Genomic DNA, 21,991 nt, shown 5'->3' on the forward strand with positions numbered 1-21,991 from the left:
CGCTTTATACGCATTCTCCCCGGGGACCGGGCTGTCTTGCCCCCGTGACCGGCAGATCATCGTCACCGCCAGCGTAGCATCAGCATCGGGATGCCAGGACCATGCGATTTCGGCGTGCGCTCCGGCCCGTTCGTCGGCATGACCTACGCCATGCTGCGGACCGCAGCGCCCATCGCATCCCACCCCGCGTGCCGTGACGATCGCGATACGCCCCTCGTGCCGAGGCGGGACGCGCTCATACCAGCACGACTTCTGAAAAAGAGAAACAGAAATCTTTTTCGGCTCCGGACTGGACAAGCCAAATCAACTTGAAGACGCTGATGAAAATGGACTTCGTGCGCAGACGGAAATGACGCCGCAGAGCAGATGAAAGCTCCTATCAACACCCTGCTGCGCAGGCCCGATTTGCCCGTCGCGCAGGCCGATCGCGAGCGCCGCATTCAGAGCACGGCACCGGAGGCGTAGGCGCTGGCCCAATTCGGGAAGCCGTTCTCGACGGCGCGCGCCGCGGCGCGATCCCAATCATAGGTCAGCGCCAGCAGTTCCGCCTGCCAATGGCCGCGCCGCTCCGTCAGGATGGCGTAACGGGCATGCGGCGAACGATATTCGAGCTGGGCGGCGATCGGAATGTCGCCGAAGACAGGACAACCGACGCTGCCGGGATTGACGATCAACGGGCCGCGGAACACCTGCACGACCGCCTGCCGGTGACTATGTCCGCACAGGACGAGCCCGGCACCGCCGATATTGGCGAGGCGCGACGTCAGCACGTCGCGACGGGCCGGGACATAGCGGCCGTCCTCCAACATCTCCTCAAGCAGACAGGCACTGTCGTCGTCGGGCGTGCCGTGAACGGCGAGAATGCCCTGCTCCAGCGCAATCCGCGCAGGCAGGCCATGCAAATGGAGACGCTGCTCGGCGGTCAGCGCTGCCCGCGAAAACCGGCCGGCCGGCGAGAGCTTCTCCTCGGGCCATTCCTGGATCCAGCGATCATGATTGCCCCGCACCGTCGGCAGCGCCAGCTGCTCCAGCAATGCGAAGGTTTCACGCGGCCACAACGGACCGGTCACACAGTCGCCGAGATTGATCGTGGCGTCGACGCCGCGCGTCTCGATGTCCGCAAGCACCGCCTCCAGCGCCGGCAGATTGCCATGCACGTCGGATATCACGGCCAGTCGCATCGGTCCTCTCCTTCACCGCCCGGCGCAGAGCTATCACTTCGAATCCCGGGTGTCGCATTCGATCCACATCGGGCCCGGACATATCCCGACCGACGCCTCCTGTCGTTCGCTCGCGCAGCGGAACGGCATTGTTCAGGACATGCGACGCATGGTAATTTGGTATTCGGGGATTCTCGAGACATGTGCCGCATTCGCGCCCTCGATCGGGGCAGCCTGTTTGCGCACAGCAGGGGAGCATGGGGCGTTGACGACAGCAGCAGCAGTCAATCTGGAGCAAGGCCAAGCACACGGCCCTTCGGTCTCCCGCGTCGTGTGGGCGAGCGTGCTCGGAACCGCGATCGAATGGTACGACTTCCTGATCTACGCCACGGCGGCCGCCCTGGTCTTCAACAAATTGTTCTTTCCCGCCTTCGATCCCATGGTCGGCACCATGGCTGCGTTCAGCACCTACGCCGTCGGATTCGTTGCCCGTCCGATCGGCGGCGCCATCATCGCTCACTTCGGCGATCGCATCGGCCGCAAGGCGATGCTCGTGACCACCATGATCATGATGGGGGTCGGCACGTTCGCGATCGGCTGCCTGCCGACCTATGACCAGATCGGCGTCTGGGCTCCCGTGCTGCTGATCCTGTTGCGCTTCATCCAGGGCGTCGGAATCGGCGGCGAGTGGAGCGGCGCCGTGACCATGGTCATCGAGCACGCCGGCCGTCGGCGCGGCCTGTATGGCAGCCTCGTGCAGATCGGCTTCCCGGCCGGGGTCGCCGCATCCACCGGCATCTTCGCATTGATGGTCCAATTGCCAGAGGCCAGCTTCCTGAGCTGGGGCTGGCGCGTGCCGTTCCTTGCCAGCCTCGTGCTGGTTCTCGTCGGCCTGTTCGCCCGCTATCGCCTGACCGAGACGCCGGAATTCCACCAGGTGCTGGACCGCAAGGATGTGCTGCGGCAACCGACGCTGGAGGTCATCCGGCGCAGCCGCCGGGAGCTGCTGCTGGCGATCGGCATCACGGTGTCCGAGGTCGGCCTGGCCTATCTTCTGACCGTGTTCGTCATCACCTATGCGACCACGATGCTCGGTCTGTCGCGACAGGTCATTCTGAATGCCGTGGTCTATGCGTCCCTGTTCGAATTCCTGACGCTTCCGCTCGCGGGCTGGGCGTCGGACCGGTGGGGACGGAAACCCTTGTACATGATCGGCGCACTCGCCTCGATCGTGCTGGCGTTTCCGCTGTTCTGGCTGCTCGACACACGGAGCCCGGTGATCATCACGGCCACGCTGATCGTGACGATGACCATGACGCATGCACTGTTGTTCGGGCCGAAGGCCGCCTTCCTGCCGGAACTGTTTGGCACCCGCATGCGATACAGCGGCGCCTCGCTCGGCGCCAACATCGCTGCTGCCTTGAGCGGCGGCTTCACGCCCCTGATCGCGACCGCCCTGCTGGTCTGGGCCGGCGCGTCCTGGGCGATCTCGCTCTATTTGATCGGGCTGTCCCTGCTCACCGTGATCGCTGTGCTTGCGGCTCCTGAAACGGCGCGTCTGCCGTTGAAGTACTGATCATGCGGGGAGACGCCGCGAACGAGGTCAAGCCGGTCGCTGCGAAGACACGGCCGCGTAGCGCAGCAGCAGCCGGTGGGTCGGATAAAAGATCACGAGCGGCAATCCGACCAGCAGCATCGCGAACCAGGCCGGTCCCGGCATGAAGCTCTGCGCCACCGCGTCGCTCAATCCGTAGACATAGTTGATGTTGACCGGCAGGTCGCTGGTCGCGGGCGGCGGCGGCATCAGGAAATAGCACACCGACAGCAGCCCCCAGGCAGCGACGGTCCACACCGCAAAGGCGCGACGATCGTAGCCGAGCCGCCACACCAGCCAGGCCAGCACGAAAGGCAGCCAGAAATGGAAGAACGACAGGCCGCGCGTGAACAGTGGTAGCTTGGCGTCGAACATGTAGGCCGTCATGCCGGTCAACGGCACGCCGGCAGCGGTGCCGAGGAAGTCGATGACCCACAGCGCCTGCGGCAGGATAATGCCGACCGCCGGTGCCGATGCGAGCAATGGGCTCTCCAGCCAGACCGCAGCCAGCGTGGTCAACAGCGCGACATCGCAGAAATAGAGGAAATTGGTCGGGCCGTAGGCCATGAGATAGGTTGGCACCAGCACCGCGCAGAAGGCGCTATAAGCGAGCTTGAACCACAGCGGAATGCCTGGCTTCGCGGCCTCGTTCATCGATCCCCTTCCCCTGCAATATAACTTTGTTGGCAATCGCGCGGAGATTGTCGGGCGACAGGCCGGCGCGTCAATCACGCCGCCGGCGATCTTCGCGCTCAGCGTTAATGAGAGTTTGACCGAAGCATCGCGGGCGCGGTCGAAGACGGGCGCGCGATCGGCTGCGGCGGACGCTCGGCCCGCCCTCGATGTCCTACCAAGTTGAAACGCTTGCGATGCCGTGCCAGGCTGCCGAGGCGGCCCCGTTCATCTGCAACGCGTGGAGACGGAAGCATGGTGGGCGTGTTTACTGGCCCTGCTATCGCCTGGGTGACACTGTTCGGCGTCCTCATGCTGATCGTGCTGAGCGCCGGCGTGTATTGGCTATTCAACAAACAAGTCAGATTGAGAGAGATCGCGATCCTGCGCGAGAAACTCAGCCGCTTGACGACGATGGATCCTGAATATGGCGCGGTGAGAGCGCTGTACACGTCGATGGTGATCGACGCGCAGCGGTGGCACTTTTTCCATTCCGACGCAGCCTCGGCAGATCACGGCGGCGGTCACCATGCGGGCGGCAACGATGCCGGCGCGGTTGGCGGTGCCGACCACGGATGATGTGTCGTTCGTCCCTCCGAATTGCTCACTGGGGCGTATTGATCGCGAATACATCTGCGCGTTCGATGATCAGGTCGCGGAACAGCCGGGCGCGGTGCGACATCCATTGCGGGTCTGGATAAACCACGTGCAGCGGCAGTGACGGGACATCATAGTCGGGCAGCAGATGGATGAGTTTGCCTGACGCGATGTGACCGACCGCGCACCAGTCGGGCAGCACAGCGGCGCCGAGGCCTTCCAGCGCGGCCAGCGACATGATGTCGGCGTCGTCGCAGGTGAGCGACGGCGTGATGCCGACGACGTGGCGGCCGGTCTCGGACTCGAAGCTCCATTCGTTCTTCGGCGACAGCCGCGAATAGGTCACGCAAGGCAGCTGGCGCAGATCGTTGGGCAGCCGCGGCGGGCGATGCCGCGTGAGCAGAGCGGGCGCGGCCACCAGCAGCCGCTTGACGGTGCCGACGCGGCGCGCCACGAGCGAGCTCGAGCTGAGCACGCCGATGCGAATGGCGAGCTCGGTTCCGGTCTCGACGAGGTCGACAAACTGCTCGGTGAAGCGGATGTCGAGCCGCACCTCGGGATAGCGCCGGCCATATTCGGCGAAGATGTCGCCGAAGAAATAGCGGCCGAACGAGGTCGGCACCGTCATCCGCAGGGTGCCGGAGGGCGCTCCGACCCGTTTCGGCGACGGCAGGCCCGCGCTCTCGAACAAGGTGACGATCTCCTTGGCGAGCTTCAGCACCCGGTCGGCCTCCGCGGTCGGGCGCAGCTTGCGCGTGGTGCGGACGAACAGGCGGCAGCCGAACTGCTCTTCCAGAAGCGCGATGCGCTTGGTGATGGCAGGCTGTCCCAGGCCGAGATCGGCCGCCGCCTGGGTGAAGCTGCCGGCCTCCATGACCCGGATGAAGGTTTGCAGCGCGTCGATCCGGTCCATCCATTCCTCCCCGGAATGAGTTTTATTCTTGTCATTCCGTATACGTGATCGGGAGGACTGGTCTAGCCTCGCAAAAAAATGAACCGGAGGGAGACCCATGGAGAAGTCGATTGGCATCGTCGGCGCCGGCATTGGCGGCCTGCATCTGGCGCTGTATCTGCAGCAACACGGCATTCAGGCGACCGTCCTGACGGACCGCGCGCCCGAGCAATATGCAGCAACGCGATTGATGAACACGGTGGCGCATCACGGCGTCACGGTGGCGCGCGAGAACGAGCTCGGGGTGAACCACTGGGATGATCCCGACGTGGTCTATCACCACCACGATCATTTCTTCAATTTCCCGGGCAGTCCCCTGCTCTTCCGCGGCGCCTTCAAGCAGCCGAGCCGCGCGGTCGACTACCGGATCTATTTGCCGGCGCTGATGAAGGATTTCGAGGATCGCGGCGGCACGATCGAATATGCCAGCATTCAGGACGACGACATTCCGGCGCTGGTGGCGCGCTTCGATCTGCTGGTGGTCTCGACCGGCAAGGGCGCGCTCGGGCGGATGTTCAGCCACCGGCCGGAGCTGTCGCCCTACAGCCAGCCACAGCGCCTGCTTTGCGTCGGCCTCTATGACGGCGTCGATCACGGCAGTCCCGACGGCGACGATCCGCGCGGCGTCACGCTGTCAGTCTCGCCCGGGCATGGCGAGATGATCGTGATCCCGACATTGACGTTCGGCGGCATGAAAACGGCGCTGCTGATGGAGAACATTCCCGGCGGTGACATGGCCGAGCTGGTGTCGCTCAACTACGATGCCGATCCCGCCGCGTTCCGGCAGACGATGCTCGACAAGCTCGAGACGCACCATCCGCACACCTACAACCGCATCGACACGCACCGCTTCGACCTGCAGCCGCTGGACCTGCTGCAGGGCGCCGTGGTGCCGACGGTGCGGCGCTCCTCGGTCAGCTTCGACGACGGCAAGATCGCCATCGCGCTCGGCGACGTGCACTCGGTGGTCGATCCGATGATGGGCCAGGGCGCCAACATGGCTTCCTATGCCGCGTTCGAGCTCGGCAGGGCGATCGTCGGCGCCGTGGCGTTCGACGACCGCTTCGTCGAGACCGTCGATCGCGCCCGCGAGAACCGCGTGCTCGCCGCCGCGCGCTGGACCAATCTGATGCTGCAGCCGCCGTCGGAGGCGATGGGCCGGCTGATCTTCACGATGGCGCAGAACCGCGCGCTCTGCGACGAGTTCACCGACAATTTCAACTATCCGGAACGGCAATGGGACCGGCTGGCGAGCGACCGGCGCATTCATGCCTGGATCGACGAGCGAACGCAGCTGGCAGCGTGAGGTGGATGGCGGAGAGCGATCGATGAGCCATCATCCGGATGCGGCGAGCTTCCGCGCCGCGGCCTCGCGCTTCTCCACCGGCGTGACCGTCGTCACCAGCCGCGGTGCCGACGGCGCGGCCGTCGGCATGACGGCCAACAGCTTCACGACGGTGTCGATGCAGCCGCCGACCGTGCTGGTCTCGCTGAAGCGCGGCCGCACCTGGCAGGCGGTGAGCGAGACCCGCCGCTATGCGGTCAACGTGCTCGCCGCCGATGATGTCGCGATCGGCCGGCATTTCGCCGGGACGCCGCTCGCACAGGGCACGCCGGCCTTGGACGAACACGACGGTTTCTTGCTGCTGCCGCAGGCCATCGCGCAGTTCGGCTGTGCGGTGGTGAACGCGGTCGAGATCGCCGACCACACCCTGTTCATCGGCGAAGTGCGCTGGTGCCGGCACCAGGACGGCCTGCCACTGGCGTTCTACGCCAGCCGCTTCCGCAAAGGGGTGGGCGCGGAGATATCGCCAAGCGACGCGCTGGCGTATCCGGCGGAGGGGTGGACGATCTGATCGCGCGGGCGGCCAGTGTTCTTCGTACCGCCCCTGCTTACCCCTCTCCATGAGGACGTAACCGGCAGCGTCCTCATGGTTTGTTTGCAGCGCCGGTTGGCGCACGCGACTCATGGTAAGGAGCGAGCGATTCTCTCTTCAAATAAGACCTGATGCGGTTCGCCGGGACGACTTAGTGAGCCAAACATCGTCACATTGAAGACTGCGGGTCCGGCACAGTCGTGAGGCTCAACCGCCGATCGGTCCGGGGTCGATGCCCCCCGTTGTGGCGGCTCCAGAATGACCGAAGCGCGGCCACGTGACGATCGAATAACGATGTTATCGCTCGCTCCCGCTCGCCGTCAAATGGATCGGTGACGCAGGCGCCGCGCCACCGCGATTCCACAACCATTGAACGGCCGAGCGACTAACGGCGCTCGTTCAGCATCGGGAAGCCACGCTGATGCCAGACTGGATAGGCGGCGGGGATGTCGCTCGCGGCATCGAGCGTGGCCACCTGCTCTGCCGTGAGGCTCCAACCGACTGCACCGATATTCTCGATCAGCTGACTCTCGTTGCGGGCGCCGACGATGATGGTGGCGACCGTCGGGCGCTGCAGCAACCAGTTCAGCGCCACCTGCGGAATGGTCCTGCCGGTTTCCTTGGCGACGCCATCGAGCGCATCGACGACGCGATAGAGCCGCTCGTCCTCGAAATGCGGCCCGGTGCCGGCGATGTCATGGGCGCGGGTGCCGGGCTTGGCCGGCTGTCCCCGGCGGATCTTGCCGGTCAGCTTGCCCCAGCCGAGCGGGCTCCAGATCACGGCGCCGACGCCCTGGTCGAGGCCGAGCGGCATCAGCTCCCATTCATAGTCGCGGTTCAGCAGCGAGTAATAGGCCTGGTGCGCGACATAGCGCGGAGTGCCGTAGCGGTCGGCGGCGGCGAGCGACTTCATCAGGTGCCAGCCGGAGAAGTTCGAGCAGCCGATGTAGCGGATCTTGCCGGCGCGCACGAGCTGGTCGAGCGTCGACAAGGTCTCCTCGACCGGCGTGTTGTAGTCCTGGCCATGCAGCTGGAACAGGTCGATGTGATCGACCCCGAGCCGCTTCAGCGAGCCGTCGATCGCCTCGATCAGATGCTGGCGTGACGAGCCATAATCGTTCGGACCATTGCCTCGCGGGAACGTGGCCTTGGTCGAGATCAACAGGCGGTTGCGCTTGCCCTTGATGGCCTGGCCGAGAATGGTCTCGGCGAGACCATCCGAATAGACATCGGCGCTGTCGAACATCGCCAGGCCGTGGTCGAGGCAGACGTCGATCAGCCGCGCGGCGCCCTCGGAATCGGTGCCGCCCCAGGCCTTGAAGAAGTCGTTGCTGCCACCGAAGGTGGCAGTGCCGAAGCTGAGCGCCGGCACGCGCAGGCCGGAATGCCCAAGACGTCGATGGTCCATCTTCTTCTCCCTTGCCGCGGTCGCCCGGACCGGCTTCGCTGTGGCGAGATGGATACGCCCGCCCGTCGTCGCCGACCATGGGTCACCGTGCATGGCATTGTTGCGCTTGTCTGTGGTTCGCCCGCGCATCCGCCTTGACCGGAGCCGCCGCGGCTTGATCTAACCGGGCCGTCTCTCCTGAAGGTCTCTGGAACCCGCCATGCGCATCGCCACCTGGAACGTCAATTCGGTCCGGCAACGGATCGAGCACCTCGTGACCTGGCTCAAGGAGTGCTCGCCTGACATCGTCTGCCTGCAGGAGATCAAATGCACGGACGATGCGTTCCCGCGGCTGGAGATCGAGGCGCTGGGCTACAATGTGGTCACCCACGGCCAGAAGACCTTCAACGGCGTCGCCCTGCTGTCGAAGCTGCCATTCGACGAAACCAGATCCGGGCTCGATGGCGATGCCGAGGACGTGCATGCGCGGTTCCTCGAAGGCGTGGTCAGCCTGAAGCACGGCGTGGTGCGCATCGCCTGCCTCTATCTGCCCAACGGCAATCCGCCGAACACGGAGAAATATCCCTACAAGCTCAAATGGATGTCGCGGCTTCGTGACTATACGCGTGAACGGCTGAAGACCGAGGAGCCGCTGATCCTCGCAGGCGACTTCAACGTCATCCCGGCGGCGGCGGATGTCTCCAATCCCGAGGCCTGGGTCGAGGACGCGCTGTTCCGGCCGGAGACGCGCGAGAGTTTTCAGGCGCTGCTCGGCTTGGGGCTCACCGACGCGCTGCGCGCCGTCACCGATGCGCCGGGGCAGTACACATTCTGGGACTATCAGGCCGGCGCTTGGCAAAAGAACGCAGGGATCCGCATTGATCACCTGTTGTTGTCCCCACAGGCCAGCGACCGGCTGGTCGAGGTCGGCATCGACAGCTACGTCAGGGCCTGGGAGAAGCCGTCCGATCATGTGCCGGTGTGGGCCGATTTCGATCTCGAGACGGCGTGAGAGACCAAGGACGGGTCCCGTGACGCGTGCCACACGGCGGCAATTGTTTCCGCTCGCGCTGCTGCCGCTGTTCGCGCGGCCGGCTCGCGCGGCCGATCTGCAGCAAACGATCGCCGGCATCGAGGCAGATTGCGGCGGACGGCTTGGGGTGGCCCTGCTGGACTCCGCGAGCGGCGCGCTCAGCGGCCACCGGCTCGATGAGCGGTTCCCGATGTGCAGCACCTTCAAAGCGCTGCTCGCGGCGGCGATCCTGACCAAGGTCGATGCCGGCGCCGAGCAGCTGTCGCGGCGCATTCCGATCGCACAAGCCGACATCCTGTCCTATGCGCCGGTCACCAAGCAGCATGTCGGCACGTCGGGTCTGTCGGTCGGCGAATTGTGCGAGGCGACCGTCACGCTCAGCGACAACACCGCGGCAAACCTGTTGCTGGCGACGCTCGACGGCCCCGCCGGGCTCACGCGAACAATCCGCGGCTTTGGCGATGCCATCACCCGGCTCGACCGCATCGAGCCCGGGCTCAATGAGAGCATCCCAGGCGATCCCAGGGACACCACGACGCCGGCAGCGATGGCGCAGACATTGGCGAAGCTGACGGTCGGCAACACGCTGTCGGCAGCGTCGCGCGACGTGCTGAATGGCTGGCTGATCGGCTGCAAGACCGGTGCGGCCAAGCTGCGCGCCGGCCTGCCCGCCGAGTGGCGCGTTGGCGACAAGACCGGCGCGGGCGATCATGGCAGCAGCAACGACGTCGCGGTGATCTGGCCCGCCGGGCGCGGGCCGGTGATCGTGACGAGCTATCTCACTGAGACCAAGGCCAGCGACGACAGGCGCAACGCGGCTCACGCGGCCGTCGGCCGCGCCGTGGCCGCGGCGCTCGGCGCCTGAGCGGCGCGCGCACCGAGATCGATCTCGCGCACCAGCGCCGCGACCGCGTCGAAGCCGGCCCGCAGCTGGCGCAGCTCGCGGGCTGCAAGGCGAATGCCGATGCCGACACTCTCCGGCAGCAGGCTCGCGGCGGCATAGAGCTCATCGATGTGCGCGAGCGTGTCGATGACACGCAGGCGGATCGCGGCGCGATCGTGCATGTCGGGCAGCATCAACACCGCCGAGCCGAAGGCGCGGCGGCCCTTGAACAGCGCGGTCCCGGGATCGCGCAGCTGCGTGCGGTCGATCAGCAGCGGCTCCTGGCTTGGCCGGCGCACAATGACAGTCGAGTCGAGCTCGCGAAACAGCCGCCCCTGCCCGTCCGGATCGTGCATCGTGAATGCGTCGGTGACGAGCGCGACAGCATCGGCGGCGCAGTCGAGCTCCAGCACCTGGCACAACGCCGCGTCGGGAAACAGGATGCGCGGCTCCGGCCGGTAGTCGAGCGACGCGCCGGCCGCGACGCGCAGCTGCACCTGCTCGACGGCGCGCGCGCCCGGCTCGGCGCGATGCACCGAGGTCGCGCCCTGCGTCGTGACAGAGACGGCTGCTCCTTCTCTCAGCGTGAAGCGTTGCGTCAGCCGGTCCTCGCCATGCACGGCGCCGCTGCCGGTCTGCAGGATGACGCTGAGCAGGTCCGGCCGCGCACCATCCGTGTGGAAGCTGCGCGTCAGCACAAACGGCCAGGCGAACAGCCGCCGGTCGATCACAGTGCGGCCGCCGCGCCGGACAAACGAGAGATCGAGTCGTGGCGGCTCCGGGGCTGAAGCGCTCACTTGCGGAACAGCACCTCGCGCTCCAAGAGATCGACGATCGCCTCGATGCCCTCGCCGCGCCGGCAATTGGTCAAGAGCACCGGCCGTCCGCCCCGCACCTCCGTCGCCTCGCGCTGCATCCGCCCGAGATCGACGCCGACATGAGGGGCGAGATCGACCTTGTTGATGACCAGGAGATCGGCGCGGATGACGCCGGGGCCGCGCTTGCGCGGAATGTCGTCGCCGCCGGCGACGTCGATCACGAACATCCAGAAATCGGTGAGATCGCGCGAGAAGGTCGAGGCGAGATTGTCGCCGCCGCTCTCCAGCAGGATCAGCTCGACGCCAGGAAAGCGCCGCTCCAACTCATCGGCGGCCTCGATGTTGAGCGTCGGATCCTCGCGGATCACGGTGTGCGGACAGGCCCCCGCCTCCACCGCCGAGACGCGCTCGGGATCGATCAGGCCGGAGCGGCGGACGCGCTCGGCATCTTCGGCCGTGACGAGATCGTTGGTGATGACGGCGATGTCTATGCCGCGCGTCTGCAGCGCCGGGATCAGGCGTTCGACCAGCGCGGTCTTGCCGGAGCCGACGGGGCCGCCGATGCCGACGCGCGCGGCGGTCATCGGCTCATCGGCGCGGGTGAGAGCAAGCCGGCTCATCGCAGCATGAACCTCCTGGCGAGCGGCACGGTCGTGGCCGGCGGACACATCAGGAGCTTGCCGTCGGCGCGCACCTCGAAGGTCTGCGGATCGACCTCGACATGCGGCATCGCCGCGTTGCGGATCATGTCGGTCTTGCGCAAACGGCGGACGTTCTTGATCTGCACGGTCGCGCGTCCCAGCCCGAGCCTGCCACGGATGTCGGCGTCGACCGCGAGCTTGGACATGAAGTTGACGCCGAGCCGCTGCGGTGCGGCGCCGAGCGCGCCCCACATCCGCTTCTGGATCATCGGCTCCGACAGGCCGAGGCTGCCATTGCCGTCGCCCATCGCCGCCCACACCGGGAATCCGTTCTTGATCACCATATAGGGCTTCAGCCCGAACGAGGCGCGCGGCCAGAGCACGAGATCGGCCATCTTGCCGACCTCGATCGAGCCGACGACGTGATCGATGCCGACGGCGATCGCCGGGTTGATCGTGAGCTTGGCGATGTAGCGCTTGATCCGCTCATTGTCGGCGCGCGCGGTGGTCTCCTCCGGCAGCCGGCCGGTGCGATCCTTCATGACGCTGGCGAGCTGCCAGCATTTGGCGACGTTCTCGGCGAGCCGCCCCATGCCCTGCGTATCCGTGCCGAAGATCGAGATCGCGCCCATGTCGTGCAGGAAATCCTCGGCCGCCATCGACTGCGCGCGCACCCGCGCCTCACCGAACATCACGTCCTCGGGTGCATTGTAGTTGAGCTGATGACAGATCATCGTCATCGGCACGCCTTCCTCCATGCCATAGGAGGTATAGGGATTGGTCGGATTGGTCGATGACGGGATCACGTTGGGCCATGAGACCACCTTGAGCAGATCGGGCGCGTGGCCGCCGCCGGCGCCCTCGACGTGATACATGTGGATGGTGCGGCCATCGACCGCCGCCATCGTATCCTCGCAGAAGCCGTATTCGTTGATCGAGTCCGTGTGCAGGTGGACGGCGAAGTCGTGACGATCAGCGGCGATCAGGGTCTTGTCGATGACATCGGGCGCCGCGCCGAAATCCTCATGGATCTTGACCGACATGCCGCCGGCCGCGACCGCCTCCTCGACCGCCTCCGGGTTGGAGCCGCCACGGCCGAACAGCGCGTAGTTCAGCGGCGAGAACTCGATCGACTTGAGGAAATGCCCGAAATTCGGCCCCGAGCCGGAGCCGACATCGAACACCGGCCCCGAGCCGTTGCCGATCATCGTCGTCGTGCCGCCGGACAGCGCGTGGTCGGACTGTTCCGGCGAGATCAGATGCGCGTGGCTCTCGATCGCGCCGGCTGTGACGATGAACGGACCGCCGGCGATCGGCGCCGTGGTGTGGCCGACCACCATGTCCGGATGCACGTCGGGCATCACGTCGGAATTGCCTGCCTTGCCGATGCCGACGATGCGGCCGTCGCGGATGCCGATATCGGCCTTCACGATGCCGATGACGGCGTCGACGATGGTCGCGTTCTTGACGACGACGTCGAGGGCCTTGTGCTGCGAGGTGCGGTGCGCCGCGACGGCCTCGCCGTCGCGCAAATTCTTTCCGGCGCCGACCAGGAGCTCATGGCCGTAGGTCGTGTAGTCGTGCTCGATCTCGGCGAGCAGGCTGGTGTCGGCGAGCCTGACGAGATCCCCTTTGGTGGGACCGTAGAGCTCGGCATAGGCGCGGCGGGTCAGCGTGGCCATCAGTTCAAGCTCCCAGATAGCCGCGCGACTGCGCGAGCTTGAGCGCGGCATCGCGGGCGCCGGGTGCATCGAGCGGACCGTTGACGAGTCCGGCCTGGCCGCGCACGATGCGGTCGCCTGTGATCGGCACCAGCCGGACCGACTTGAAGACACCGGGCTCGAAGCGCATGCCGAGGCCTGCGGGGCGGTCGATCTTCATGCCCCAGGCGGCGGCGCGGTCGAAGCGCAGCGCGCGGTTGACCTCGAAGAAATGGGTGTGGCTGCGCACCTGGATGTCGCGGTCGCCGGTGTTGACGACGTCGATGGTGACGGCCGCGAGCTCCATGAACATCTCGATGTCGCCGGAGCCTTCGATGATCTCGCCGGGCACGATGTCGTCGGCAACAGCGCCTTCGGCCGGCTGGATCGGCTCGAACAACGCCATCACCTTGGTGCCCTCGGCGAACATCAGCTCGACATAGAGCATCGGGATCATCTGGGCGACGCCGGGCTCGACGTCATCGGTCGTCAGCAGCCGGCCCGCCATGTCGCGGATCTCGGCGTAGGGCAGATTGCGGCGCGCCGCCGTCATCACTTCATCCGTGATGTAGGCGACCGCCTCGGGATGGCTGAGCTTGATGCCGAGCGAGCGGTTGCGCCGCGCCATCTGCGCGGCGTTGAAGATCACGAGACGATCCATCTCGGTCGGCGACAGGTTCATCATGGCGCGGCACCTCTCGTCAGGTCGTGAACATGCGCACATGCCGCAGCGGCCCGCGCGACACGGCGATATCGATGAAGGGCGTGAAGCTCGACGGCATCGCGTCGTCGTCGGGCGTCTCGGCGAGCAGCTCGGTGAGCCGCGCGCGGGCGGTTGCGAGGCTGCGCTGGGACTCGATGTGACCGATCAGGCCGAGCCGCACGGCGGCGCTGACGAGGCCGGTGATGAGGGTCCAGCCGGAGACCAGCTCGGCGGCCTCGAGGCCGAGGCCCGCATCGCGGCCGGTGATCGCCTGCACGACGGCGAGATGACCGAGATTCGCATCCGCGGACACCCGAGCACGATAGGATACGGCCAAGGGACCCGAGAGCTTGACCCAGACGCCGAGCAGCGCCCTGCCCGCGCGCCGCGAGCCGTCGCGCATCTCCGCCGACGGCGTGGTGGCCTCAGCGAGGCGATCGGCAGCGGCGATCGCCGCGATGTCGTTCGCCTGCCATGCGCGACGCAGCAGAATGCGATCCATGCTCGCCCAGCGCTGCGCGAGATGATCAGCAATGACGCCGTCGAGATCGCCGCGATTGGACAGCAGGCCATCGGCGGCGAGGCCTTCGATGCCCCAGGAGAAGGCAAAGCCGCCGGCCGGAAAGGCGCTGTCGCCGAGCTGCAGCAATGCCAGGGCCGCGCTGCGGTCAAACATGATCGCGCTCCACCACCTCACCGGCGTCGAGCAGTGGCCGGATGCGGGCGCGATAGGTGTCGATCGGCGCGTCGAGCAGGACGACCAGATGGTCGCCCTCGAAGCGGACGCGCCAGTGCAGATTGCCGGCATGCCAGCCGAGCTTGAGGGCGCTGGCGTCGTCGCGGGCCTTGAGGCGCCAAACCTGCTGCTCGCCGAAACGGACGATGATCGCGCGATCGGCATCGAGATGCAGCAGCGCGCCGTCGACCAGCTCCTCGTCGCGATCGAGGCTGACCGCGCAGTCGGTACCGCGATCGGTGGTCAGGCGGAAACGCTTGCGGCCGGCATCGGCCGGCGGCACGAACAACAGCTCGATGCCGCCGCGATGCTCCAGCGCGTGGAGCTGCCGGGCATAGGCCCGGTCGTCGGCGCGTCCCATGATGCCGTGCAGACGGAGCATCGGCGGTGGTCCTCTGGTTGTTCAGCACTCGTCGTTCGAATGGGGGCCTCGTGGTTCGAGACGCCCGCCAAGGGCGGGCTCCTCACCATGAGGGGTGAGATATCGGGCGCGACATCCTCGGGCGAACTCCGCCATTCTCGGCACCAGTCCGATGCGAGACCGCAAGCCGCCGCTCGCCGCACCCACCGCCCTCGTCCTGAGGAGCCCGCCGCAAGGCGGGCGTCTCGAAGGACGGTTGGTTTGCTCATCTCTCGCCGCGCGCTACCGCAGCGTCGCCGAGATCTCCTGCGAGGTCACGAGAATGACCTCGCCGTCGAGGATCGGCTTGGCAATGCCGAAGAAGGTCGCCACCGCGGCGGAGCCGTTGTGGCGGTCCATCGCGGCCTTGTCGGCGAAGCGCTCATAGGTGGTGAACAGACCGGGCTCCGTCTCGCTCTGCGAGATGAAGAACCCGATCGTCTCCGGCTCGTTGGCCGCGACATGGGCCGCGACGGCGACGAGAGCGTCGCGCATCGTGGCCTCGTGTCCCGCCTTGGCCCTGATGACCGCGGTGATGGTGATCATCAGAACGTCTTCCAGTCGCCGTCGGCCTCGAACGCCGCCGCCGCCTGGTAGATGGTGGATTCGGCGTAGTCCTTGCCGATCAGCATCAGGCCGACGGGGAGACCGTCGGAGAGTCCGCATGGCAGGGTCATCGCCGGATGACCTGTCACGTCGAACGGGCTCGTCGTGGCGGTCATCTCGAAGGCGCGCTGCACGACTTCGGCGAGCGGTGCGTCCTTGGCCGGGATCGGCGTGGCGACGCACGGCAGGGTCGGCATCAGCAGGAGGTCGTAGGAGCCGAACATGGCGTCATAGGCGGCCTTGGCCTGGATCGCGATGTTGCGCGACTTGGCGTAGTAGCGGCCGCGATAGTGCTCGAGGCCCCACTGCCCGACCAGCATGGTCAGCTTCAGCGTCACCGACAGGTCGTCGGCGCGGGTGCGCCAGCCGGAATGCGCGTCGAGCAGACCGACGTCGTAGAGGCCCTTCCAGTTGAAGCCCATGCCGTTGCCGAGCATCATCTGCACCAGGAAGCCTTCGAGCGTGATCGGGTTCCACGCCGCCAGCGCATGCATGTGCTCGGGGATCGAGACCTCGGACACCGAGGCGCCCAGCTTGGCGAAGCGCTCCGCGCCGGCCTTGACCTTGGACACCACGCCCTCTTCCATGTTCGGCGCGCTGAAGCCTTCCTTGAGCACGCCGATCTTGAGGCCCTTGACGCCCTTGCCGAGCGCCTCGGTGTAGGCCGAGACCTTCGGCGCATATTGCCTGGGATCGAGGCCGTCGGCGCCGGCCAGCACTTCGAGCAGCAGCGCATTGTCCTTGACGTTGGCCGTCATCGGTCCGGTGTGGTCGATCGTCGACTCGATCGGCATCACGCCGGTGTAGGGCACGAGGCCATGAGTCGCCTTCATGCCATAGATGCCGCAATAGGACGCGGGGATACGGATCGAGCCGCCCTGGTCACCGCCGATGGACATGTCGACCTCACCGGCCGCTACCAGCGCGGCGCTGCCCGAGGACGAGCCGCCGGCTGAATAGCCCATCTTCCAGGGATTGTGCACCGGCGCGGGATCGGAGGTGTGGCTGCCGCCGGACAGGCAGAAATGCTCGCACACGGCCTTGCCGACGATGGTGCCACCGGCATCGAGGATGCGGGACACGATGGTGGCGTCGGCGGCGGGAATAAAGCCTTCGAGCGTGGTCGAGCCGTTCATCATCGGCACGCCCGCGAGCGCGACGTTGTCCTTCAGCACGACGGTGCGGCCGGCGAGCTTGCCGCTTGACGCGCCCTTGACCTCGGTCTTGATCGCCCAGGCGTTGTACTTGTTCTCCTTGGCCGGCGGCTTGGCGCCCGGCGTGCGCGGATATTTCACCGGCGGCAGCGGGTTCGGCAACTCATCGATGATGTCGTACTGGTCGAACATGCCGCCCATCAGCGACAGATATTCGGCGGCCTCCTCGACCGTCATGTTCATGTGCAGGCTGGCGGCGAGATCGGCGACTTCCTCGGCATTCGGGCGTTTGATGGACATGAGTCATCCTTTCTTGTGAGGACAAGCTGAGGCAGAGACAGCAATGTGCAGTTCAATGGGCCGGCGCAGCCGCGCCGGAAGTTTCTAGCTCGGGACCATCTGACCTTCCCGGGCCAGCAGACTCTCACGATCGAGTTCCTCGGTGATGCGTCCCTTCTGGATGTGCAGGATGCGGTCCGATAACGACGTGATGAATTCCAGGTTCTGCTCGACGACGATCAAAGACAGCTTCCAACGCGTCTTCAGCGCCAGAAGCGTCTCGATGATCTCCTCGATGATGGAGGGCTGGATGCCCTCGGTGGGCTCGTCCAGCAGGATCAGCTTTGGCTTGGTGCAGAGGCAGCGCGCCAGCGCCAGCAATTGCTGCTCGCCGCCGGAGAGCGCGCCGCCGCGGCGATCGAGCAGCCGCACCAGGCGCGGAAAATCCTGCAGCACGGTGTCGATGACGCTGCGGTCCTCCTTGGGCGCCGCAGCAAGGCCCATGCGCAGATTCTCCATCACCGACAGATCCGGGAAGATCTCGCGGCCCTGCGGCACCAGCCCGATGCCGAGCCGCGAGCGCTCATGCGGCTTGAGATGCGTGATGGTCTTGCCTGCGAACACCACCGAGCCGTCGGTGGTCGGCAGATGTCCCATCAAGGTCCGCAGCGCCGTGGTCTTGCCCATGCCGTTGTGGCCGAGAATGCCGAGATACTCGCCGTCGGCCACCGTCAGATCGACGCCGAACAGGATCGGAATCCGGCCGTAGCCGGATTTGAGACCCTTGACCTCGAGGAGCGCGCTCATGCTGCCACCTTCTTGCCGAGATAGACGTCGCGCACGCGGCTGTCGGCGAGCACCTTGTCGACGGTGTCCTCGACCAGCACACGGCCCTGGTGGAACACGGTAACGCGCTTGGCGATCTGCTTGATGAACTCCATGTCGTGCTCGACGACGACGATGGCGCGGGTCTGGTTGATCTCGCGGATGATCGCGGCGGTGTGGAAGGTCTCCTCGTCGGTCATGCCCGCGGCGGGCTCGTCGAGCAGGATCAACTCCGGCTCGGCGGCCAGCACCATGCCGATCTCGACCCATTGCCGCTGACCGTGCGACAAGGTGGCGACGATGCTGTCGGCGTAGTCGGTCAGCCGGATCATCTGCAGCACCGCATCGACCGCCGGGCCCTGCTGCCGCGGCGTCGCCTTGCGGCGCACCGCCATCCAGATGTTCTCGCGCACCGACAGGCCATTGAACACGTTCGGCACCTGGGTCTTGATGCCGATACCCATGCGCGCGATCTCATGCGAGGCCTTGCCGGCAATCGGCATGCCGCGGAAGGCGATCGTGCCCGAGGTCGGCACCAGTTGCCCGGTGAGGGTCTTGAAGAAGGTGCTCTTGCCGGCACCGTTCGGACCGATCAGGCAGCGCAGCTCCATCTCCTGCAAAGTGAAGGTGATGTCGTCATTGGCGACGACGCCGCCGAAGCGCATGGTCAGGTGCTCGGCCTTGAGCAGAGGGACGAGGTCGGCCATGTCATTCGGCTCCTGCAGGATGCGGCGCCGCCGCCGATTGCACCGGCGGACCGTTGGTCTTCGGTTTGTTCTGCGGCATCAGCCGCAGCACCAGATCGCGCGCGGTCGGTACGATGCCCTTCGGCAGCAGCAGCACGAAGATGACGAGCACGCCGCCGAGCACGAGATTGGAGTTCAAGAGCTGCTGCGAGCCGATATAGGCGACGATGTACTCGATCACGACGCAGCCGATGATCGGGCCGAGCAAGGTGCCGAGACCGCCCACCGTGATCCAGATGATGATCTCCGCCGACAGCGACAGGCTGAAGATGGTCGGGCTGACGAAGGCGCCCCAATTGACGTAGAGCGCGCCCGCAAGGCCGGCGATGGCACCGCCGAGGATGAAGGTCAGGCATTTCACCAGCCGCGGGTCGTAGCCGAGCAGCGAGGCCCGCACCTCGTTCTCGCGCACGGCGACGATGACGCGCCCTGCCGGCAGCGCCAGCAGCAGGCGCAGCATCAGGAACACGGCGAGCAGCACGCCGGCGGTGGTCCACCATGACTGCTCCGGCGACAGCACCGTCGACGGATCGAACGGCACGTTGAAGGTCGGCACCGCCGGCATGCCGTTGAAGCCGCCGAGCAGCGCCTTACCGATCTTGTACGCATCGCCCGAGGTCGAGTTGACCGAGTTGAACAGGATCAGCGTGACGGTGAGCGTGATGACGCCGAGATAGACGTCCGAGATGCGGCCGAAGAAGATGAAATAGCCGAGGATCGCGGCGAACAAAGCGGGGACAGCGATCGCCAGCAGGATCGCCGGCGTCGAGTCCTGGAAGTTGACCGCCGCGATGGCGTAGGCATAGCCGCCGAGGCCGAAGAAGGCGGTCTGGCCGAACGACAGGATGCCGCCGAAGCCCCAGATGAAGGCGAGGCTCAGCGCCAGCACCGCCATCGCCGCAAACAAGGTCAGCTGCATCAGCGCGAACAGCTCGATGACGCTGGGTACGACCGCGATGGCGACGATCGCCAGCAGGATTCCTGCCGCCTGGAGAGCGAGACGGACGTGCTTGGGCATCACAGGTTCCCCTTGAAGAAGCGCCCGGAGATGCCCTGCGGCAGCAAGCGGATCAGCACGATCGCGGTGGTGAAGACGATGACCTCGCCATAAACCGGCGTGGTAAAATAGGCGCCGATCTGGTTGACCGAGCCGAACAGGCTCGCCGCCGAGAGCGTGCCGGAGAGGATCGCGGCGCCGCCACCGACCACGGTCATGAAGGCCTTGGCGACATAGGCGCCGCCCATCACCGGGGTGATGCCGGACACTGGCGCCAGCAGGCCGCCGGCGAGGCCCGTCACCGCGGCGCCGAGCGCGAAGGTGCTCATATAGACACGGGCCGGATTGACGCCGAGCGTCGCCGCCGTGGCCGGATTCTGCATCGTTGCGCGCGCAACCAGGCCGAAGCGGGTATAGCGCATCACGCCGTAGATGATGGCCATCATGACGGCTGCCATCAAGGCGAGGAACAGCGTGTAGTAGCTCGACTGGTACGAGCCGATCGAGAAGCCGCCGAGCGGCGTCGGCACGCCCTGCTGGGTGTTGCCATAGATCGTCGTGATGATGCCGATGATCAGCAGGCTGAGCCCCCAGGTCGCCAGCATGGAATCGACCAGGCGGCCATAGAGGAAGCGGATCAGGCAGCGCTCGATGACGAGGCCGACGATGCCGACGAACAAGGGCGCGACGATCAGCATCGCGATCCAGATGTTCACCCCGGCATTGGCCGAGATCACCGTCGCATAGGCCCCTAACATGATGAACTCGCCATGGGCGAGGTTGATGATCTTCATCATGCCGAAGATGATCGCCAGTCCCAGGCACAGCAGGAACAGCGATGAGATTCCATTGAGGACGTCGAGCGCGAGGATGACGTAGATCGCCATGCGTCAGGTCTTTCAGGGCAGTTCAATGAATCCGGGTCCCGCCGGCCGGCGGGACCCGGCAGGCGTCAGAGATTGATGATGTACTGCTTGACGTCGTTCGGGTTCTTGACGAGGTCGCAGACGCTCGCGGTGTCCGCCGGCTTGGCGTCGGTGTAGGTTTCCAGCACCGACCATTTGCGGTCCTTGACCTCGGCGAGGAACGCGTTACGGACCGTATGATGGGTCTGCTTGTCGAGCGAGACCTTGCCGCTCGGGCCGTCGAAAACGAGGCCGCTTTCGAGGGCTTCGATCACCTTCATGCGGTCGATGCTGCCCGCCTTCTTGACGCCCTCGGCCCACAGCATCACGCCTTCATAGGTACACGAGGCGAGCTCGCTGATGTAAGGCGAATCCGGATGCGCCTTCTTGATCTTCTCGACGAAGCTCTTGGAGGCCGGCGTGGTCAGCTCCTCGAAATAGCCGTACGCGCCGATGATCGCGTCGCTTTCGGCGGCATCGAGCGTCGAGGGCTCGTTGACCAGGCCGAAGGTGGTCGAGGCGATCGGGATCTTCCCCTTCATGCCGGCCGCGGTCCACTGCCGGTAGAAGGCGGTGTGGTTGCCGCCGACCAGCGCCGACAGGATCAGGTCGGGCTTGGCCGCCTGGATCTTCGAGATGGTGGAGCCGAAATTGGTGACGTCGAGCGGGAAGAAGTCGGTCGAGAGGATCTCGCCGCCATTGTCCTTGCAGTACTTGGTCATCCACTTCGCGGTGATCTGACCATAATTGTAGTCGGCCGCGATGATGTAGGCCTTCTTGCCTGCCTTCTTCATCGCGCTCGGCACCAGCTTCTCCACCGTCTGCGCCGGCGTCGTGCCGGTGCAGAAGGTGTTGCGGTCGCAGACGCCACCTTCATACAGCGTGTTGTAGAAATACAGCACCTTGAAGCGGTCGAAGGTCGGCCGGATCGCCTCGCGCGAAGCCGAGGTGATGCCGCCGTGCACGACATCGACCTTGTCCTTCACCGCCAGTTGCTGGGCGTATTGCGAGTACAGCTGGATGTTGGACTGGGTGTCGTAGTGGATGACCTTCAGCGGCCGGCCGAGCAGGCCGCCGCCGGCATTGATCTCGTCAACGGCCAGCTGCAACGCATACACCATCGGCGTGCCGGAGGTGCCGATCGGACCGGACTGGTCGTGCAGGCTGCCGACCGTGATCGGGTTCTCGGCCGCGAGCGCACCCGAACGGAACACCGCTGGTGCCGCGATCAGCGTCGAGGTCGCGAGGGCCGAGCGTTGCAGGAAACGACGGCGGGAAAGAGTCATAAGGGGTCCCCATGGGTTGGTGATGCTGGTTCACGAGCCG

At 65.9% G+C, this 21,991-nt stretch carries 23 protein-coding genes; 6 read left to right on the forward strand and 17 right to left on the reverse strand.

The genetic code is table 11. The features are described from left to right. Positions 1-440: 440 nt before the first annotated feature. Positions 441-1,181, reverse strand: coding sequence for a metallophosphoesterase family protein (locus tag HL671_RS10315; RefSeq protein WP_172236344.1), 741 nt, complete (start codon positions 1,179-1,181; stop codon positions 441-443). Between the two features lie 244 nt (positions 1,182-1,425). Between HL671_RS10315 and HL671_RS10320 the strand changes: the two genes are divergently transcribed. Then, a complete protein-coding gene (locus tag HL671_RS10320; protein ID WP_041750799.1) occupies positions 1,426-2,736 on the forward strand; it encodes an MFS transporter in 1,311 nt (436 codons plus the stop codon). 27 nt (positions 2,737-2,763) lie between these two features. On the opposite strand, the gene HL671_RS10325 is transcribed toward HL671_RS10320, so the two are convergent. After that, on the reverse strand, positions 2,764-3,408 hold the full coding sequence (locus HL671_RS10325; protein WP_172236345.1) for a hypothetical protein: 645 nt from the start codon (positions 3,406-3,408) through the stop codon (positions 2,764-2,766). Positions 3,409-3,681: 273 nt separating this feature from the next. On the opposite strand from HL671_RS10325, the gene HL671_RS10330 reads away from it, so the two are divergent. Then, complete coding sequence (locus tag HL671_RS10330; RefSeq protein WP_172236346.1) at positions 3,682-4,005, forward strand: hypothetical protein; 324 nt, start codon at positions 3,682-3,684, stop codon at positions 4,003-4,005. 25 nt (positions 4,006-4,030) lie between these two features. Here HL671_RS10330 and HL671_RS10335 read toward each other — a convergent pair whose 3' ends face one another. Next, the gene (locus HL671_RS10335) at positions 4,031-4,936 is read right to left on the reverse strand and encodes a LysR family transcriptional regulator (RefSeq protein WP_172236347.1); all 906 of its coding nucleotides are present in this window, start codon (positions 4,934-4,936) and stop codon (positions 4,031-4,033) included. Positions 4,937-5,033: 97 nt separating this feature from the next. Here HL671_RS10335 and styA point away from each other — a divergent pair, with 97 nt between their 5' ends. Both styA and HL671_RS10345 read left to right on the forward strand, forming a co-directional pair. Next, entirely contained in the window at positions 5,034-6,281 is a 1,248-nt protein-coding gene (gene styA, locus HL671_RS10340) for a styrene monooxygenase subunit StyA (protein WP_172236348.1), read from the forward strand. A gap of 22 nt (positions 6,282-6,303) precedes the next feature. Beyond that, complete coding sequence (locus tag HL671_RS10345) at positions 6,304-6,831, forward strand: flavin reductase family protein (RefSeq protein WP_172236349.1); 528 nt, start codon at positions 6,304-6,306, stop codon at positions 6,829-6,831. A gap of 406 nt (positions 6,832-7,237) precedes the next feature. Here HL671_RS10345 and HL671_RS10350 read toward each other — a convergent pair whose 3' ends face one another. Beyond that, positions 7,238-8,260, reverse strand: coding sequence for an aldo/keto reductase (locus tag HL671_RS10350; RefSeq protein WP_172236350.1), 1,023 nt, complete (start codon positions 8,258-8,260; stop codon positions 7,238-7,240). A 199-nt stretch (positions 8,261-8,459) separates the two neighbouring features. On the opposite strand from HL671_RS10350, the gene xth reads away from it, so the two are divergent. Together xth and bla are read left to right on the forward strand one after the other, a co-directional pair. Further along, complete coding sequence (gene xth / locus HL671_RS10355) at positions 8,460-9,251, forward strand: exodeoxyribonuclease III (protein ID WP_172236351.1); 792 nt, start codon at positions 8,460-8,462, stop codon at positions 9,249-9,251. A 19-nt stretch (positions 9,252-9,270) separates the two neighbouring features. Then, positions 9,271-10,137: a class A beta-lactamase gene (gene bla, locus HL671_RS10360; RefSeq protein WP_172236352.1), complete on the forward strand. Its 867-nt coding sequence runs from the start codon at positions 9,271-9,273 to the stop codon at positions 10,135-10,137. On the opposite strand, the gene HL671_RS10365 is transcribed toward bla, so the two are convergent. The 13 genes from HL671_RS10365 to HL671_RS10425 all read right to left on the reverse strand — a co-directional run bounded on the left by HL671_RS10365 (position 10,092) and on the right by HL671_RS10425 (position 21,951). After that, positions 10,092-10,952, reverse strand: coding sequence for an urease accessory protein UreD (locus HL671_RS10365; RefSeq protein ID WP_172236353.1), 861 nt, complete (start codon positions 10,950-10,952; stop codon positions 10,092-10,094). The genes bla and HL671_RS10365 overlap by 46 nt on opposite strands. Continuing rightward, the gene (ureG, locus tag HL671_RS10370; protein WP_012044473.1) at positions 10,949-11,593 is read right to left on the reverse strand and encodes an urease accessory protein UreG; all 645 of its coding nucleotides are present in this window, start codon (positions 11,591-11,593) and stop codon (positions 10,949-10,951) included. The genes HL671_RS10365 and ureG overlap by 4 nt, the downstream gene beginning before the upstream one ends. Next, the gene (gene ureC / locus HL671_RS10375; RefSeq protein WP_012044474.1) at positions 11,590-13,296 is read right to left on the reverse strand and encodes an urease subunit alpha; all 1,707 of its coding nucleotides are present in this window, start codon (positions 13,294-13,296) and stop codon (positions 11,590-11,592) included. The genes ureG and ureC overlap by 4 nt, the downstream gene beginning before the upstream one ends. A 4-nt stretch (positions 13,297-13,300) precedes the next feature. Then, positions 13,301-13,999 carry an urease subunit beta gene (gene ureB / locus HL671_RS10380; RefSeq protein WP_012044475.1) on the reverse strand — a complete coding sequence of 233 codons (699 nt, stop codon included), beginning with the start codon at positions 13,997-13,999 and terminating at the stop codon, positions 13,301-13,303. 16 nt (positions 14,000-14,015) lie between these two features. Continuing rightward, positions 14,016-14,693 carry an urease accessory protein UreF gene (locus tag HL671_RS10385; RefSeq protein WP_012044476.1) on the reverse strand — a complete coding sequence of 226 codons (678 nt, stop codon included), beginning with the start codon at positions 14,691-14,693 and terminating at the stop codon, positions 14,016-14,018. Continuing rightward, on the reverse strand, positions 14,686-15,135 hold the full coding sequence (gene ureE, locus HL671_RS10390) for an urease accessory protein UreE (protein WP_012044477.1): 450 nt from the start codon (positions 15,133-15,135) through the stop codon (positions 14,686-14,688). Before ureE ends, HL671_RS10385 begins: the two co-directional genes overlap by 8 nt. 261 nt (positions 15,136-15,396) lie before the next feature. Continuing rightward, positions 15,397-15,699 carry a putative quinol monooxygenase gene (locus tag HL671_RS10395; protein ID WP_012044478.1) on the reverse strand — a complete coding sequence of 101 codons (303 nt, stop codon included), beginning with the start codon at positions 15,697-15,699 and terminating at the stop codon, positions 15,397-15,399. Beyond that, positions 15,699-17,213 carry an amidase gene (locus tag HL671_RS10400; protein ID WP_012044479.1) on the reverse strand — a complete coding sequence of 505 codons (1,515 nt, stop codon included), beginning with the start codon at positions 17,211-17,213 and terminating at the stop codon, positions 15,699-15,701. Before HL671_RS10400 ends, HL671_RS10395 begins: the two co-directional genes overlap by 1 nt. Before the next feature lie 84 nt (positions 17,214-17,297). Beyond that, a complete protein-coding gene (locus HL671_RS10405; RefSeq protein ID WP_012044480.1) occupies positions 17,298-17,999 on the reverse strand; it encodes an ABC transporter ATP-binding protein in 702 nt (233 codons plus the stop codon). Continuing rightward, complete coding sequence (locus tag HL671_RS10410) at positions 17,996-18,724, reverse strand: ATP-binding cassette domain-containing protein (protein WP_012044481.1); 729 nt, start codon at positions 18,722-18,724, stop codon at positions 17,996-17,998. The genes HL671_RS10405 and HL671_RS10410 overlap by 4 nt, the downstream gene beginning before the upstream one ends. 1 nt (position 18,725) lies before the next feature. Then, entirely contained in the window at positions 18,726-19,781 is a 1,056-nt protein-coding gene (locus HL671_RS10415; RefSeq protein WP_012044482.1) for a branched-chain amino acid ABC transporter permease, read from the reverse strand. Then, positions 19,781-20,647 (reverse strand): branched-chain amino acid ABC transporter permease, encoded by an 867-nt coding sequence (locus HL671_RS10420; RefSeq protein WP_172236354.1) that lies wholly within the window; start codon positions 20,645-20,647, stop codon positions 19,781-19,783. The genes HL671_RS10415 and HL671_RS10420 overlap by 1 nt, the downstream gene beginning before the upstream one ends. Before the next feature lie 65 nt (positions 20,648-20,712). Continuing rightward, entirely contained in the window at positions 20,713-21,951 is a 1,239-nt protein-coding gene (locus HL671_RS10425) for an urea ABC transporter substrate-binding protein (protein ID WP_012044484.1), read from the reverse strand. Between the last annotated feature and the right edge of the window lie 40 nt (positions 21,952-21,991).

It is taken from the genome of Bradyrhizobium denitrificans (genome assembly GCF_013179005.1).
In the GTDB taxonomy this organism is placed as follows: domain Bacteria; phylum Pseudomonadota; class Alphaproteobacteria; order Rhizobiales; family Xanthobacteraceae; genus Bradyrhizobium; species Bradyrhizobium denitrificans.